11 protein-coding genes and 3 pseudogenes are annotated in these 16,618 nt (G+C 33.3%); 12 read left to right on the forward strand and 2 right to left on the reverse strand.

Annotated features, from left to right (window positions below):
* Positions 1 to 55 precede the first annotated feature (55 nt).
* A complete protein-coding gene (locus ACHBIF_RS03225) occupies positions 56 to 1,171 on the reverse strand; it encodes an ABC-F family ATP-binding cassette domain-containing protein (RefSeq protein WP_394718630.1) in 1,116 nt (371 codons plus the stop codon).
* A 298-nt stretch (positions 1,172 to 1,469) separates the two neighbouring features.
* On the opposite strand from ACHBIF_RS03225, the pseudogene ACHBIF_RS03230 reads away from it, so the two are divergent.
* From ACHBIF_RS03230 to lanM, 9 genes and pseudogenes are all read left to right on the forward strand, one after another.
* Positions 1,470 to 2,102, forward strand: a pseudogene (locus tag ACHBIF_RS03230) (IS3-like element ISEnfa5 family transposase); the annotation flags it as partial.
* 46 nt (positions 2,103 to 2,148) lie between these two features.
* Positions 2,149 to 2,529: pseudogene (locus ACHBIF_RS03235) on the forward strand (nucleotidyltransferase domain-containing protein); the annotation flags it as partial.
* Between the two features lie 232 nt (positions 2,530 to 2,761).
* On the forward strand, positions 2,762 to 3,034 hold the full coding sequence (locus ACHBIF_RS03240; protein ID WP_011266100.1) for a helix-turn-helix transcriptional regulator: 273 nt from the start codon (positions 2,762 to 2,764) through the stop codon (positions 3,032 to 3,034).
* A 302-nt stretch (positions 3,035 to 3,336) separates the two neighbouring features.
* A complete protein-coding gene (locus ACHBIF_RS03245) occupies positions 3,337 to 4,404 on the forward strand; it encodes an Abi family protein (protein ID WP_017768987.1) in 1,068 nt (355 codons plus the stop codon).
* 53 nt (positions 4,405 to 4,457) lie between these two features.
* Positions 4,458 to 4,700 carry a hypothetical protein gene (locus tag ACHBIF_RS03250; protein ID WP_044980253.1) on the forward strand — a complete coding sequence of 81 codons (243 nt, stop codon included), beginning with the start codon at positions 4,458 to 4,460 and terminating at the stop codon, positions 4,698 to 4,700.
* A gap of 336 nt (positions 4,701 to 5,036) precedes the next feature.
* Complete coding sequence (locus ACHBIF_RS03255) at positions 5,037 to 5,396, forward strand: SAG1252 family conjugative relaxosome accessory protein (RefSeq protein WP_024394064.1); 360 nt, start codon at positions 5,037 to 5,039, stop codon at positions 5,394 to 5,396.
* A 9-nt stretch (positions 5,397 to 5,405) separates the two neighbouring features.
* Positions 5,406 to 5,771 (forward strand): MobC family plasmid mobilization relaxosome protein, encoded by a 366-nt coding sequence (locus ACHBIF_RS03260; protein WP_024394063.1) that lies wholly within the window; start codon positions 5,406 to 5,408, stop codon positions 5,769 to 5,771.
* The gene (locus tag ACHBIF_RS03265) at positions 5,758 to 7,623 is read left to right on the forward strand and encodes an SAG1250 family conjugative relaxase (protein WP_024395817.1); all 1,866 of its coding nucleotides are present in this window, start codon (positions 5,758 to 5,760) and stop codon (positions 7,621 to 7,623) included. Before ACHBIF_RS03260 ends, ACHBIF_RS03265 begins: the two co-directional genes overlap by 14 nt.
* A 131-nt stretch (positions 7,624 to 7,754) precedes the next feature.
* Positions 7,755 to 10,700 (forward strand): type 2 lanthipeptide synthetase LanM, encoded by a 2,946-nt coding sequence (lanM, locus tag ACHBIF_RS03270; protein WP_024395818.1) that lies wholly within the window; start codon positions 7,755 to 7,757, stop codon positions 10,698 to 10,700.
* 123 nt (positions 10,701 to 10,823) lie between these two features.
* Here lanM and ACHBIF_RS03275 read toward each other — a convergent pair.
* A pseudogene (locus ACHBIF_RS03275) lies at positions 10,824 to 12,064 on the reverse strand (IS110 family transposase).
* A 366-nt stretch (positions 12,065 to 12,430) separates the two neighbouring features.
* On the opposite strand from ACHBIF_RS03275, the gene ACHBIF_RS03280 reads away from it, so the two are divergent.
* The 3 genes from ACHBIF_RS03280 to slmA (ACHBIF_RS03290) all read left to right on the forward strand — a co-directional run bounded on the left by ACHBIF_RS03280 (position 12,431) and on the right by slmA (ACHBIF_RS03290) (position 16,592).
* Positions 12,431 to 14,548 (forward strand): peptidase domain-containing ABC transporter, encoded by a 2,118-nt coding sequence (locus ACHBIF_RS03280; protein ID WP_044980252.1) that lies wholly within the window; start codon positions 12,431 to 12,433, stop codon positions 14,546 to 14,548.
* 1,657 nt (positions 14,549 to 16,205) lie between these two features.
* Positions 16,206 to 16,394 carry a salivaricin M family lantibiotic gene (gene slmA / locus ACHBIF_RS03285; RefSeq protein WP_024394059.1) on the forward strand — a complete coding sequence of 63 codons (189 nt, stop codon included), beginning with the start codon at positions 16,206 to 16,208 and terminating at the stop codon, positions 16,392 to 16,394.
* A gap of 15 nt (positions 16,395 to 16,409) precedes the next feature.
* Positions 16,410 to 16,592, forward strand: coding sequence for a salivaricin M family lantibiotic (gene slmA / locus ACHBIF_RS03290; protein ID WP_024394058.1), 183 nt, complete (start codon positions 16,410 to 16,412; stop codon positions 16,590 to 16,592).
* Positions 16,593 to 16,618: the final 26 nt, after the last annotated feature.

Genomic DNA, 16,618 nt, shown 5'->3' on the forward strand with positions numbered 1-16,618 from the left:
ATTATTGGGAATCCCAGCTTAAATCATAGATACCGTAAGGGATTTTATTCTTTATTTAAAACTTTGCAACAGAACCACCAATACCATTACTCCCAACAATTCCAAGCTTCTGTCCCCTTTCAAGGTTGAAATTAACCTTTGCAAGAGGAGTATCATAGCCTATCACAAGTTCTGAAGCACTTAATACTTGCCTTGAACTACTGATTCTCGGTTGAAATTTAGACATATAAGTTTTTGTATCGTATTGGTCTGGTGCATTTAATATTTGCATACGCTGTAATAATTTAATTTTAGATTGCACCATTTTAGCTTTCGTAGGTTTATAACGAAAACGTTCAATCAAGCGTGTAATCCTTTCAATTTCTATCTGTTGCAAATCGTAATCTTTTTGCTGTTTGATATGATTTTCTCGTTTTTGCTCCTCAAAGGCTGAATAATTACCTTTATAACATTTGGTCTCTCCCCATTCGATTTCATAAACCTTATCCACAATTCGATTAAGAAACATTCTATCATGGGAAATAATAACCAATGTAGATTTATAACTTCTCAAATAACTCTCCAACCATTGTATTGTTTCTATATCAAGGTGGTTAGTAGGTTCATCAAGTAATAGAATGTCTGGCTTTGTTAAAAGTATTTTTATAAAAGCTATCTTAGTTCGCTGACCACCTGAAAATTCAGAAATGGGTTTTTTATCATCTGCTTCAGTAAAACCCATACTACGAATCATCGTTTCATATTCTTTTTGGTAGGTTAGACCTCCAAGAGCCATATACCTTTCACTGATATCAGAGTATTCATTGATGATTTTATCATCATATTGATTCTCCATTTTATCTATCAGCTGTTTCATCTTGTTTTCCATATCAATAAGCGTCTTAAATACCGTACGGACTTCATCCACCATTGATATACTTTCATCTTCAAAAGGCATCTGTCTTAAATAGCTAATATAAGGGTTACCGGTCTTTATTACTTGAAACTCACTTTCACCAGTTCCTTCTTCTAATTCAATTTCGCCTATAATAGCTTTTAGCAAGGTTGTTTTTCCACATCCATTTCTACCAACAATAGCAATCTTTTCATTATCATTGATTTCAATATCGATGTTTTCCAACACCATATTACCATCATAGTAAACGGCACCATTAATTATTTTGTATTGCATTTTCATATCCTCCTTTGCGTAAGTACTAGCAATTGCAAAGGTGGCTTCGGACAATAATTATTCCACTCCATGTAAAGCTTGTCACAGCCACCTATACATGAAGTTCTCTAAATGTTACTTTAGTTGTAGATTTCATTTGCTTCTCCCTCCTATCGTTTCAAATATAATTCAACTTCCCCCTTATTGTACCAAATCGCTAGCGCAATGTCTAACCTAAGTTTTAGCTTACACCTTTTCTGATAAAAACAAAGTAACTGATCCGTTATCTCATCCGACACCAGATTCCGCATATGCCCTGCTGTCCCCGTTCAATGAAAAGCGAGTCTATCGCTTGATGCATATCCATGGGATCCAATCGGTCATCCGCCGGAAGCGGAAGAAGCATAAGAAGTCAACGCCGCAGCACGTGGCCGAGAACCTGATGAACCGAGAGTTCAGCGCGTCCCGACCGGACGAGAAATGGTGCACCGACGTCACCGAGTTCAAATATGGTGCCGGGAAGAAGGCATACCTGAGCGCGATCATCGACCTGTATGACGGCTCGATCGTCGCCTATCGCATCGGGAAGTCCAACAACAACGCTCTCGTCTTCCAGACGATGATGCCGGCCATCGCGGGGCTCCGTACAGGAGCACGTCCGATGATCCATAGCGACCGAGGGTTCCAATATACCTCGAGAGGGTTCAAACGAATGGTAGAAGACGCGGGAATGACCCGCAGCATGTCCCGGGTCGGACGTTGCATCGACAACGCCCCGATCGAGAGTTTTTGGGGCACCTTGAAAGTGGAGATGTACTACTTGCGTGAGTTCCAGGCCTATAGCGAACTCACAGCGGCCATCGAGAACTACATATCGTTCTACAACCACGATCGTCTCCAGAAACGACTGAACGGCTTGAGCCCTGTCGAATACAGGTCTCAAGCCGCTTAGGCTGGTTTTCATTATTTACCCTGTCTACTTGACGGGGAGCAGTTCAGATATCGATTTTGATTCACAACATACAGACAAATTAGTTAAAAAATTAAAAGAGATTGGATACATCACAGTTGTAGATTGGATGCCTTCCAGAATGGAATTAAAACACGAAGAATACGGATATTTAGATATACATCCCTTAGATTTAAAAAAAGATGGCACAGCAACTCAAGCCGATCCAAAAGGCGGTTTTTATCTATTCGAAAAAGATTGGTTCACAACTACAAATTACAAAAATCGAAAAATACCATGCATTTCAAAAGAAGCACAACTACTTTTTCACTCTGGATATGAATTAACAGAAAAAGACCAATTTGATATTAAAAATTTAAACTCAATAAATCAAGTTAAGAAAGAAGGTCATTTTTCAAATGACTTCTAAGACCTTTGGGGCTAGCCCCAAAACCCCACAAGCGCAAGGGCGCTTGACCCCTGCCTCTAAAAAGGTGTTACGTTACAGCAAACTCGCTTAATTGAGCCCTTTTCGTCGGACAACAAAAGCTAAAATCACTAATCACAAGTGATTTGTGATTAATCACTTGTGATTTACAAGGTGTAACGATATAATTAAATGGATAACGTGCAAAATATTTACATAAACAGGGGGGAGAAACTTGGAACTAGCATTTAGAGAAAGCTTAAAAAAGATGAGAGGTACCAAATCAAAAGAAAAATTCTCCCAAGAATTAGAAATGAGTAGATCAAATTATTCACGAATAGAATCAGGAAAATCAGATCCAACCATAAAAACACTAGAACAAATTGCAAAGTTAACTAACTCAACGCTAGTAGTGGATTTAATCCCAAATGAGCCAACAGAACCAGAATCAGAACAAGTAACATTGGATTTAGAAATGGAAGAAGAAAAAAGCAATGATTTCGTGTAAAAAAATGCACGAAATCATTGCTTATTTTTTTAAAAAGCGATATACTAGATATAACGAAACAACGAACTGAATAAAGAATACAAAAAAAGAGCCACGACCAACTTATTTTCCGCCAAGAAAATAAGTTGCGAGCCTTAATTGATTACCACCAATCAATTAAAGAAGTCGAGACCCAAAATTTGGTAAAGTATTTTCTTGCTTAGTAGGAGGTGTTGTGGTATAATTTAGTTAGATTAGAAGTCATCGAAGGTACAGCAATGTATAACTAGGTGGCCTTTTTTCATATTGCGGAGAGATATTTTATGCCTAATAATGTATTTGAATTAATAAATTTTAAGGACTATTTGCCGTTAGATTTAGATATTACTGATAAAACTAGGTTGGTTTATAGACCAGTATTAGCACCAACTCAATTAAAATGTTCTCTTGAGCCGGCTTTAACTGAAGAACAGTTATATGTCCATATGAAAGAAAACTCTAACTGGTCTTTCAAATACAATGGGAATGATGATTTTTATAAACAGGATTGTATTGACTTTTTAAGAGATATAGACTTCCAATCATTCTCTCAATATGGGAAGTTGGTGGACAGAAAATACATAGAAGCAAAAAGAGTTTACTTATTTGATAGCTACTTTAGAAATTTTCTTCAAGAGATATTGGAGCGTATCGAAGTTTTTTTGAAGAAGAGTACAGCTGATGCTCTGACGATTGGATACAATAAAACTTCTTATATTTTTGAAGATGATACTCTCTATTATTCAGAACAATCTAAATACCGAAAAGAAAATCCTAAGAGGCTGGATATTGTTTTGAAAACAAAATATCATTTGTCACGATTGATTTTGGAAAAACAAGATGATGCCACAATCAAGAATCAGATTAACCAATATGGGGTCGTGTTACCTTGGACCGTTTTTCGTTTAATGACATTTGGAAACATAGCGTCCTTCCTCGTTGCCCTACAACCAGAATATCGAAATAAGGTTGCTGCCTATATTAGTCTTCCCTTGGACAAGGATGATAACATTCCAGCTAAAATCTTATTGTCTTGGTGTAACGCTCTTCGTTATCTTAGGAATATTTGCTCACACAATGGCAGATTATATGGTCGCTTACACCATACACTGCCAGCTTTTCATCATTCTGACAGAGAGTTGCTAGTGACAGACTCAGAGAATGATAGCAAGACACTATTTATCTATTTTATAGCAATGAGACATCTTATCTTGTCAATGTCCATAGAAACTAAGAATTTTTGGAATAAAAAATTACAAAAGCTTCTGGAAGAAAGTAATCAAGAACAAGTGGATTTGAGACACTATGGTTTTCCAAAAAATTGGATGGATTTATTGGCAATAAAGATATGATAAGTGCTTAGATGGACACGGACTAAAAAATAGATTAGAACGGAGGTAAAGTATTGAATCTTATTTCAATCAAAGAATTTGTCGAATTGACTATCAATAATAATCCAGACATCAATCCCAAAGAGCTTGAAGAAACCTTGCGTGCAGTACTTGAAGAAAAAGAAGGAGGGGCAAGGTGTATGAATTGTGGATATCCTATTTGGGTAGCAGGGAGTGCACTGGTAGGGAGCTACATGTGCTTCACGTGTCTAACAGGTGAAGCCGATGGTAGTGATGATTTTGAAGTTTTAGGTTAAGCTATTTCAGAAATTTTTCGAGAGCCAAATGGCTCTTTTTCTTTTCCTGTGATAATTTTTTCAGCTCTCTCTTGTTACACTCTATCTAGTTTTAGAAAATCAACCCTTGACTTTTTCTTGGGGGTTTGGGGGCGAAGCCACCATGTTTTCTTATCGTCGGCTGACCAACCTGTAAGGTTTGGGTTCAGCTGGCGATTAGATTTTAGGTTATTGTGGACACAATAACTGAGCTCGCAAAGACCGAACAAGGAACGAGTGAGGTCTTTCGAGGGGTGTCTGACAATGTCAGGCTGCCTCACATTGTCAGACAATGCCTGATTTGAAAGGATGGATAGAATGAAACAAGATATTAGGCTCGTTAGAAAGCAGTTTAGAATGACGAGACAAGAAGAAAAACAGATAAAAGAGATGATGAAAGATCAGCAGATAGAGAGTTTTTCAGAATTTCTTCGGCATAACCTCTTTAAAACTGATGACGATGACAAAAGTATTGAGATGTGGTTTTCCCTATGGCAATCACAAAAGTTAGAACAGGTTAGCCGTGATTTATATGAGGTACTAGTCATCGCTAAGCAAAATCATCAAGTGACTCAAGAGCATGTTTCAATCTTATTGACCTGTGTTCAGGAGTTGATTGTGGAAGTAAGCCAATCACATTCTCTAAGTCAATCATTTCGTGACAAGTATATGAGATAAGAGGTTAGTATGGAATATCGTTACAGAACCAACTTGAAAAAAGTCTTTTTAACAGATAGTGAATTAAAACAACTGAATAATCGTATTGCAGAAAGTAGGAGTAAAAATTTTTCCGAATATGCTAGAAAAGTATTGCTTAATCCAAACATGACATTTTTAACAATTGACACTTCAAATTATAAGGAACTCGTTTTTGAATTGAGAAGGATTGGAAATAACATCAATCAGATTACACGTGCGATTAACCAAAGTCATCTCATTTCTCAGGAACAACTAAAAAGTTTGAGTCAAGGGATTGACGAGATGATTTCTGAAGTTGAGAAAGAGTTTCATATGAATGTTAAAGCGCTAAAGGAGTTTCATGGTAGTCACTAAACACTTTGCGACTCATGGGAAAAAATATCGTAGACGCTTAATCAAATATATTCTCAATCCTGAGAAGACCAATAATCTTGAATTCGTTTCTGATTTTGGAATGAGTAATTACTTGGACTTTCCAACTTATGAAGAGATGGTCAAGATGTACAATATCAATTTCATCAATAATGATGAATTGTATGATTCGAGAAATGACCGTTTGGAAAGAAAACAACAAAAAATTCATGCCCATCATGTGATTCAATCTTTTTCTCCTGAGGACAGCCTCACTCCTGAAGAAATTAATCGTATTGGCTATGAAACAGTGAAAGAATTGACTGGTGGAAATTATCGCTTCATCGTAGCAACTCATACAGACAAGTTACATACCCATAATCATATTCTTATCAATTCTGTTGATCTCAATTCAGATAAGAAACTCAAATGGGATTATGCCCAGGAGCGGAACTTACGGATGATTTCTGATCGTATTTCTAAAATGGCTGGTGCAAAAATTATTGAAAAGCGTTATTCCTACCGAGATTATAAAAAATATAGGGAATTTAGTCATAAGTTTGAATTGAAACAACGTCTCTATTTTTTGATGCAGCAATCTAAAGCGTTTGATGATTTTTTAGAGAAAGCAAAGCAGCTGCATGTCCAGATTGATTTTAGTCAGAAGCATAGTCGTTTTTTGATGACTGATAGAGCAATGACAAAACCAATTCGAGGTCGCCAACTTAGTAAACGGGACTTATATGATGAAGAATTTTTTCGAACACATTTTGCCAAACAAGAGATTGAAAGTCGTTTAGAATTTTTATTAGAGTCTGTTCATTCACTAGAAGAATTGCATGTAAAAGCAAAAGAGTTGAATCTAACCATAGAGTTAAAACAAAAAAATGTGATTTTTACCCTAGAAGAAGATGGTCAAAAGATTACTCTAAGCCATAAAAAAGTTAGTGATAAGAAATTGTACGACATTCCATTTTTTAACCATTACTTTGAAGACAAAGAGGCAAGAGATATTCAAGCATTAGAAAATATTCAGGAAGATTATCAGACTTTTCGAGAGAAGCAGCATAAGGAGAAAGTCTCCGCAGAAGAAATCGAGGAAGCCTTCAAGAAATACAAGGAAAAACGAGATGCCGTTCATGAGTTTGAAGTTGAACTTACGGATAATCAGATTGAGAAATTAGTTGATGATGGTATCTATATCAAGGTTTCATTTGGTATCAAACAAAGTGGGCTCATCTTTATTCCCAACTATCAGTTGGATATCCTAGAAGGAGAAAATCAGAAAAAATATAAAGTTTACATTCGAGAAACGTCCTCTTACTTTGTCTATAACAAAGTAAACTCGGATAAAAATTGTTTTATCAAAGGGAGAACTTTAATCAGGCAATTGACCAACGATAGCCAAAAACTCCCTTATAGACGACCAACTTTAAAAAGTCTTCAAGAGAAGATTTCTGAAATTAATCTTATGATTGAACTGTCTAACACAAACAAACAATACCAAGAAATCAAAGATGAGTTTGTATTAGAAATTGCAGAGCTTGATATGAAGCTGGAAGAAACACAAGAAAAAATCGCCACCTTGAACAAGATGGCAGAAGTATTTATTAATCTGAAGAGTGAGGATCACGAAAGTAAGAAATTAGCTAAGTACGACTTCTCTAAAATGAACATGACAGAATCGATAACTCTAAATCAGCTTAATAAAGACATACTGATAATGCAACAGGAATTTGATAAAGAAATTGATGAATATGAGGGATTAGCCAGAAAGTTAGAAACATTTGTAAAAGTGTTAAATATAGGAGGAACTCTTAAACTCAAACAACGAGATAATATTTCAATGGAGTAAAAAGGTTTGTTGATGACAATAAATATAAATTTTTAAAAATAGATTTCTCTCAATCTCAAAAGTGCATAGAATACTCATTATCATTACTTGAAAATTTGATAATCTTAAAGTAATTATAAGGAGGAATTACTATGTCAGCAATTACAGATAAATGGATAAAACTATTTAATAATGTCAATAATTCTCAGGAGTTAGATACATTTTTAAAGAATGTTTCAGGGAAAGGGCTCAATGAATGGGAACAACTATATAATGACTATGATGAAAGTAAAAATTTACTTATTGAAGAAGCATTAGAACAATGTGAATGGATTTTATATATTCCACAGCAAAGGCTTAAGACTAGAATTAATTGGTTAGATTTATATAAACCATTGTGTTATAAATATGTCCAAAAGATTTATAGTATTGTTGAAACTAAGAATTATATTTCTGATAAACAGACTTTTATAGAAAGTATTGAAGAATATTTTTTTGATATTTGTATGAATATCAGTTATCGTACAGTTGTCTTAGAAATTAATGATTTACGCAGAAATTCAAAACTTCTGGGGGAGAGTAGAGAGGATAGATATAAATACTATATAGATATTTTATTACGAGATAAAGAGTATATTGTTGATTTTTATAAAAGATACCCAATGTTATATGAGGTATTAGATCAAAAATTAAAAAATATAAGTTTTTATATCCAAGAAATTTTAAATAATTTAGAAGACGACATTCAAGATATTCAGAATTATTTTAAAGTATCGGATTTACAATTATTCAAAATTAATTTTAATGCCGGTGATACTCATTCTAAAGGTAAGACAGTTTGTATATTAAATTTCAAAGATAAGGATATTGTGTATAAGCCTCGTAATATGATATTGGATGTTAATTTAAAATTATTTGCAGAAGAATTTGAAAAGACATTTGGAATCTCGGATACATTATTTATCCCTAAGACTTTAATTAAGAAAGGATATAGCTATGTAGAAATGATTGAAATTCAAGAATGTTCTACTTTAGAAGATGTTAAAATATATTTTGAAAATATGGGGAAAATTTTAGCATTTTTACATTTGTTTGGTGCAAAAGATTATCATGGAGAAAATGTATTAGCGTCCGGGAGATTTCCTTATTTAATTGATAATGAAACAATTCTTCATTTTAGCGAAAATGAGAAAATTAATACATCTGTACATAAAATGTATGACTTTGTAGCTAACTCAGTATATAGTACAGGTATTTTGCCAATGACACTATATTCAATTAATAATAACAAAGGAATGGAAATAGGTGCATTAAATTCTGGAGCAAGAAGAGAATCTCCTTATTTAACTCATAAGCTGTCTAATGTTGGCACTGATGAAATCAGAATTGAAAAAGTTTTTAAAGAGGTTGGAAGCTTTCCTAGTACTGTTAGATACGAGGGTGAGAATATCTCTTGTTCTAATTATTTACCTCAAGTTCAACAGGGATTTGAAGAGATTTATAGAATCTTTGTTGATAATAAGTCAGTTATTTCAAAAATGATTAAGAAATATTTTAATAATTGTGAAACGAGATACATTTATAGGAATACTAATATATATGTACAATTACTAGAGACAAGTCATCACCCAGAACTATTAAAAAATCGTTATGATTTTGAAATGTATTTTCTTAGATTATATGAATATGGTGATATTTCAAATGAATTTGATAGTAAAATGATTCATGATGAGATTAATCAATTGAAAAATGATGATGTTCCGATTTTTTATTCCGATTCATCTAATAATAATATTTCAAATGGAGTTAAGGAGTATATTTTATCACTTGAGGGTGAAAGTATTGTAGAGAAAATTTTAAATAGAATAAAAATAGCATCTACTTCAAATTTAGTTCGTCAGAAGAGAATCATTAATATGTCTTTTATGGGAACAGAATTATTTGTAAAAAATATTGAACCACTTAAAAGAAAAGACTTTGGAAGAGAATTATTTGTAAAAAGACTATTATCTAGTAGGTTTGAACATGATGGCGAAATTAGTTGGTTAGCAATGCTAGCTATGGATAAAAATTATGACATATCACCTATGAAGTATGATTTATATTCAGGTACAGCAGGTATTTTACTTGGAATCAATAGTTTAGAAATCAAGGAGTTAGAAGAACTTTTTTCTGGAGTAATGAAATACACTGTTAACTACATAAAGGATTTTAGTTCTGATATTACGTATCAAAATATTGGGGCTTTTACTGGAATTTATGGCTATCTATATGCATTGTGTGTATTAAAGGAGAGTAATAAAGATATTCCTTTAGAGATTGAAACATTTATCTTTGAAACCATTTTTAGAACTAAAGATATAGTTTCAAATTTAGATAATTTGGATATTATAGGTGGGATTTCTGGTATTTTAGGTGTTTTATTGAAAGTCAATAGTACATTTAAAGGAAATTTAGATATATTAAATTTAACAGATAAGTTGATGAAACTAATTGTTCAACGTCTGCTTAAAATATATGCTGAAGAAGGGAGCTGGATTTCAGAAGATCCAGGGTATGCTCACGGGAATTACGGTGTAATTGTTCAGTTATATAAATATAGTTTAAGTTTAAGTACAGATTCAAATATTAGAAAAATGATTATTCAGTGTGTACAAGACTATTTAAGGAAAGAGAGAGAGGAGCTAGATCACAATAGAGTTCTAAAAATAAGAAAAAATGCTAAATACTACTCATGGTGTAATGGTATTGTTGGTATTGTAAAAGCTAAGCATTATTTGTTAATTAATGGTTTATCAGACAAATTGTTATCTGAAGAAGTGGAATATTACAGCAAAGATATACTAACTAATGGATTAAATTTGGATAATTCAATTTGTCATGGGAATGTGGGTAATTTGGTGATTTTGGATTCAATTTTACCTGTTCAAACTAATCAATTTGAAAATGCGATACATCAGGAAAGCAATCAATATTTATTAGAAAAAATGACCTATGAAACTGATGATTGGGGTGTTTTGACAGGTGAAATGGGAATATTGATGGCTAATTATAAGGCAGGTAGAAAATGTCTTAATGAATTGCTATTATTAAATTAAGTGCTAAAAAGTCAATAGAAAGTTGATTAATTTTTAGTTGATTTTTTAGAAAAAAGGGTGCACTAAAAACACCTAGCGAAAAACGCTTTTTTCGCCAGCTTATCCAAGGACATGTGCCGATAATCACTTATCTTCCATAAGCCTTCTTGGTGGCGTATAGAGTTGGCGGTTGATCCACCAGACGCACAAATTTTCTAGCGGTTAAGACGATGGCTCGTTTGTGTTGATGTTTAGGAACTTCTTGATACTTCTTCATATAAAAGGTTTGATACTCACTATCATGTCGCCTCACCGAGTTGGCGGCTTCAACTAAGTAATAGCGAAGATAGCGATTGCCTCGTTTTACAAGTTCCGTATTTTGAGAGTTAGTGTTCCCAGATTGATACTGTTTCCAATTCAATCCTGCATATTTTGCGACTTGAGGATGATCTCTAAATCGCTCAATCTGTCCAATTTCAGTGATAATTCCTGCAGCGTAAACTTTACCAACACCAGGCACAGAAGTTAAACACTGGTATTCGGGAATGACTTCTACCATGTCTTCAATAGCTTTATCAATATCCTTAATCATTTGTTCCAGATTTCTGATTTCTCGAGCTAATAGCCCAAGAATGACATTGACAGAATCCTGTTGGAGTTTAGAGACGATAAGAACCACGAATGGCCGCTTGAATAGCTTTCGCTAGCTTTTCAGAAGCTTTGAATCGTCCTCTTCCTAGTTTCTGGAGAAATTCTGCCAGATCTTCGAGAGCAATAGTGGCTAATTCGTCTAGGGAGTAGTCTTCTGTCATAAGAGAGATGATTGTGCTAGACCAGAGATTGGTTGAGAGGTTCTCATTCTTGATTTCAGTTGATAAGGTATTGCACTTGTAGTAGATATTCTCAATAAAGTGCTGCTTGGTCTTGGTCAACTGCTCAATGAGTTGAAGCCTGGTTCTGGTCAAGTGCTGGAGCGCCATGTATTTCTCTTCCTTGAGAAAAGCAGGTGAGAATCGCTTGATACGGAAATAATCGGCAATATAGAAGGCATCAAGGGTATCATTCTTGTTTTCTTCAAAGGCTTCCCGGTATTTCTTAATCTTATTGGGCTGTTCGACCATGACCTCAACCTTTAGAGCTTTCAAGTCGCTGTCTTCATGAAAGAACATAGCAGGGTGAAAGCTGTAGAGACTGGTGGCTTCCATACCAATGACGATGCGTTCAAATGAATAGGAGTCATTGAGTTCAAGAATTTGTTTCTTGATTTCAGAAGCACCTACTAGGTCATTGGGAAGAGAAGCTGTAAAGGGAGTTGTTGTATCACTAAGCATGATACAGACATCTAATTTGGTAGAGCTAACATCTAAACCGACAAAACATTTCATTTGGAAGGTCTCCTTTCATTTGTAATTGGAAAGTTTCTTGACTACTGTAAGGTTCCCCAGAAACACGTTGGACCAACAGCCTCGCATAAGAGAATTCTAATCACTAGCTCACTTGCCGCCTGTACGCTACTACGTACAGAAGTGAGCATAATGGAAATAGCTAGTGTGTTGGAAGTAGGAACAACGCTTGGGTAACAGACTTTAAAATGAAGTCTAAGCAACAAGAAGGAAAAGAAACAACCATGAGTCCATTCCATGACTCTATTGTTCTGGAAAACCTTGCAATAGTCAAGTTAACGTTTTTACGATTATTAAAAATTTGGAATTGAAAAATCCCCATAAACTTATTTTACGAGGAGGAATGTAATGAAGAGAAGAGTACCATTTATAGAACAGCATCAAAAAACAGAGTGCGGTTTATGTTGTGTAGCAATGGTATCAAGTTATTTTGATCATGAGATTTCTGTCAAAGCTTTACGTAATATTCAAGAAACCGGAAGGGATGGAACAAATTTTGGAAATTTAATTGATATATTAGAGAATATTGGATTTTCTATTAAGTCGTTTCGTTATCCTAAAGAACAAGTTGAAAATTTCTCTAAAATTTTGACTCCAGCAATTGCCTTATGGCAAAGTAAACATTTTGTAGTAATTGAGAAGGCAAATAAAAAATTTGTATGGGTTGTCGATCCAGAGCTTGGTAGAATTAGATATAGTTTGGAAGAATTTTCAGAAGGTTTTTCAGAGTATCTAATCAGTATAGTAGATAGTTCACAAGTATCTAGTAGAAAGAGTAAAGAAAACTTTCAAGTAGTTTATAAACAGTTGTTAAAAACTTGGTCATATTTTATTCCATTACTTTTTTTAACACTAGGTAGTTATGGAGTAAATTTTATTTTTCCTCTATGGATGCAACAAATTTTAAACGAAGTATCGCAGGGAGTATCTATTAAACAATTCGATTTATTACTTAGATTCTTAGGTTTTGTCTCCATATATTTTATTATCATGTTGTGCCAGAGATATTTTGCAATTATATTAACAAGTACTATTGATGAGGGACTAAACAATAGTGTGATAAGTAACCTCTTTAAATTACCTTATAAATTTTTTTCTACTAGAAGTAGCGGAGATTTAATCTACTCAATAAATGGTTTGTCTAGAATCAGACAGTTATTTACAAATCAGTTTATACTTGGGATTTTAGATATAGGGTTTGCTATTTGCATTTTAATCTATTTTGCTAGATTTAATTATATTATATCCTTATTAGCTATTCTATTGCTTTTTTTGAATCTTTCTATATTATTCTTGACCAAACAGAGTTTAGAACAAAGAAATAAGTCATTTATAATTTCTCAAAATGACTTACAGAATAAACAAATTGAAATGGTTTATTCTATGATGGGAATTAAAATGGAAGGTTTTGAAGACCAGACATATAAGCAGTGGAAGAGTTTATTTGATAAAAATATATATAGGTATAAATGTAGCGAAATTTTTTCAGGATTTGTGAATTCGTTATTTACTATTATCACATTTATTTCACCTTTTGTATTGCTATTTGTTTCCTTACAATCAAATAGTAGTGTTGGTATAGGAAGTGTATTTGCACTTTATTCTTTAAGTACTCTTTTATTCAGTAAAACTAATAATATTTTTGAAACAGTAGTATCATTTTATAATAGTAAAACGTTTTTAGCTAGGATAGTTGAAATTTTAGAAGAAGACATGGAGGAAAATGGACAATTAAAATTTGATTTAAAAGGTGATATTGAATTAAGAAATGTATCATTTTCATATACAAAAGATAGTAAAAAAGTTTTAGAAAATATTTCTTTAGAAATAAAACAAGGAGAGCAGGTTGCAATTGTCGGATCATCTGGTTCTGGAAAAAGCACTCTATCTAAGTTATTAATTGGTCTATATCCAGCAAGTTCAGGAAAAATATTGTTTGATAATATAGATTATGATGAATTTGAGAAAAAATACTTACGTCAACAAATTGGAATTGTGCCTCAAGATATGACGCTTTTTAATAAAACTATTCTTGAAAATATTATAGGTGATAATATTATTTCACAAGAAGAAGTAGAGGAAATTTGTAAATTAGTAAATATTCACGATGAAATCCAAAATATGCCTATGGGGTATCATACGATAGTTTCGGAGATGGGATTGAACTTGTCTGGTGGGCAACGTCAAAGAATTATTTTGGCTAGAGCATTAGTCAAGAAACCTCGAATTATGCTCTTAGATGAAGCGACAAGCTATTTAGATAATGTAAACGAAAAACAAATAATGAGAAAATTTAAAGAGCAGAATATTACTATAATTTTGATTGCACATCGTTTATCTACAATTATTGACTCTGATCAGATTTTTGTTATGGACAATGGAAAAATTTCTGAGAGAGGGACGCATAGAGAGCTATTAAATAATAGAGATGGTTTATACAGTCAACTTTATCAAATGAATTATTAATTTTAATAAAAAATCTCAAGTTTAAGTTATTTTGCATCAAATGAGTTGATTATGCTTATCATTTGTATCATACTTCCAAGAAAAGAAAGAATAATCTTATGTTTCAGAGATATGGAGTTTAGTTTTATAGTATCACTTACTAACAATGGAAAATGTAAAAAAATTGAAAAGAATCCTACTTCGTCAAGGATAGTGAGTGATTTACCATAACATACGAGAGAATCAAGATGGTTCTCTCTTTTTATTAGATTTCCTGCAAAACAAAATAATTATTTAGAATTTTAGAAAATTTTGCAAAACCTCATTTGTCAAATTAAGTTAGATATTTTGAAATAACTCAGAAAAACTTGGTGTAGAGTTTGATAGTTCAAGGATTTTCTAGAAATTAGATTTCTTTTACCGATTATAGCTGATAATAATTCTTGGGAAATCTTATTGAAGGCTATCTGATTTGGAAGCCCATGTTTCCGTAGTGAGCTAGGATGTTCATTGAAACCTCGTTAACCAAGGGGTTGTATTGACCCCCAAAAGTTGGACACTTAATAAATGCTTGCTAGACTTTAAAATCTCGGAAATCTCTGTTACAATAGTCATAAGTTTTATATCTTTCTAAGGGAATGTGGTGTTCTCCTAGGATATAGGACTTTTTTTGTTTTGTAAAGGTGTTTCCGAGATTTATTTTACACTAACTGAGAGTATACTGTCAGTTGGGAGAGCGTGATCGCGTGAAACTTGTCTTAAAGAATAGCTCTGAAGGAACACTGTATCCATTATTTCTTTCTTTAACTCAAGAGAGTAGTATGTATTTTTGGTCTTTTTAACCACTTCAATACCATAGCGGTCCATCAAGCGAATCAAATACTTCAGTCCACTGACGTTGACATCAAATTGGCTACAAATCTGTGACCAACTAACTCCTTGTTTTTTTAGCTTGTATATCTCTAATTTATCCTCATGGGGCAATTGGAGATTTTTCGTTATCGGCGATTGTCTTGTATAATCTTAGCTTATGTAAATAGGTTCTTAGAACTTCTTTTTGTTAGTGTATTCTCATTGGGAAAATGTTTTAGAAGATCGGTGGTATATTTTTCTAAATCAAGCTTATGTTGCTTGGTAATTGCCAAGAGGTTCATAATGATATTTCTCTGAAAGAATAGCCAATTTTGTTAGTCGAATTGCCATAGATTAATACCTTATTCAAAATGGTTTCTATTGTTTCTTGATTGAGAGCTTGAAACAAGGTAAGTTTTAATTTAATTTTCTAATACAAACTTTAAGAACAGATTATTTTTGTTTTTCTGATAACAACGACAAGATTGTGGAATTTCCAAAGAAATACTCCGTTGTGACATCAATATAGCCTCCAACTTTATTTTCTATTAGCAGTATGCTGAAGGTGTGAGAATTATGATAGATACATTGTCATAGAGCTAAATTGATTGTTCCATTTTAATTGTTCAAGCTAGCTTGACATAGCTAGAAAAAGATACTTTACACGGAGTCTATTACTATATTAGAATATATAGCTAATCAATCTGTATTGTCATTTTTAAAGCGTTCAATATTATTGCACGATTTACTCATTACTAAAGCTATTTAACGATGTATACTTAGTAGTGTAAAGATGATCATCTAAAAAAAGAAAGGAGAGTTGTTTATGACTAAAGATATTCATAAACGTGAAGAAATTGATAGTCTTGATTTTGAAGTAAACGAGCAAGAGCTTTCAGGCAAATCAGGTTCAGGCTGGTTCACGGCAGTTCAATTAAGTCTAGCAGGTCGTTGCGGTCGATGGTTTACGGGTTCATTTGAATGTACTAGTAACAACGTAAGTTGTGGTAAATAAAAATAGGAGAAAACGATGGAAAACAAGAAAATGTCATCAGAGATTGATAATTTGGATTTTGAAGTAAAAGAACAAGAACTTTCGGGTAAATCAGGTTCAGGCTGGTTTACGGCAGTTCAATTAAGTCTAGCAGGTCGTTGTGGTCGATGGTTTACGGGTTCATTTGAATGTACTAGTAATCATGTAAAATGTGGTTAACTAAGGATTAGAAAATTTTATTCTGA

This window comes from Streptococcus sp. A11 (assembly GCF_043674225.1).
Taxonomy (GTDB): Bacteria; Bacillota; Bacilli; order Lactobacillales; family Streptococcaceae; genus Streptococcus; species Streptococcus suis_V.

What these genes read in the sequence shown, in the direction of transcription:
- ACHBIF_RS03255 (WP_024394064.1), top strand. Translation starts at nt 5,037, where the DNA reads ATGAAACAAGATATTAGGCTCGTTAGAAAGCAGTTTAGAATGACGAGA.
- ACHBIF_RS03280 (WP_044980252.1), top strand. Translation starts at nt 12,431, where the DNA reads ATGAAGAGAAGAGTACCATTTATAGAACAGCATCAAAAAACAGAGTGC.
- slmA (WP_024394058.1), top strand. Translation starts at nt 16,410, where the DNA reads ATGGAAAACAAGAAAATGTCATCAGAGATTGATAATTTGGATTTTGAA.
- ACHBIF_RS03225 (WP_394718630.1), bottom strand. Translation starts at nt 1,171, where the DNA reads ATGCAATACAAAATAATTAATGGTGCCGTTTACTATGATGGTAATATG.
- lanM (WP_024395818.1), top strand. Translation starts at nt 7,755, where the DNA reads ATGTCAGCAATTACAGATAAATGGATAAAACTATTTAATAATGTCAAT.
- slmA (WP_024394059.1), top strand. Translation starts at nt 16,206, where the DNA reads ATGACTAAAGATATTCATAAACGTGAAGAAATTGATAGTCTTGATTTT.
- ACHBIF_RS03245 (WP_017768987.1), top strand. Translation starts at nt 3,337, where the DNA reads ATGCCTAATAATGTATTTGAATTAATAAATTTTAAGGACTATTTGCCG.
- ACHBIF_RS03265 (WP_024395817.1), top strand. Translation starts at nt 5,758, where the DNA reads ATGGTAGTCACTAAACACTTTGCGACTCATGGGAAAAAATATCGTAGA.
- ACHBIF_RS03260 (WP_024394063.1), top strand. Translation starts at nt 5,406, where the DNA reads ATGGAATATCGTTACAGAACCAACTTGAAAAAAGTCTTTTTAACAGAT.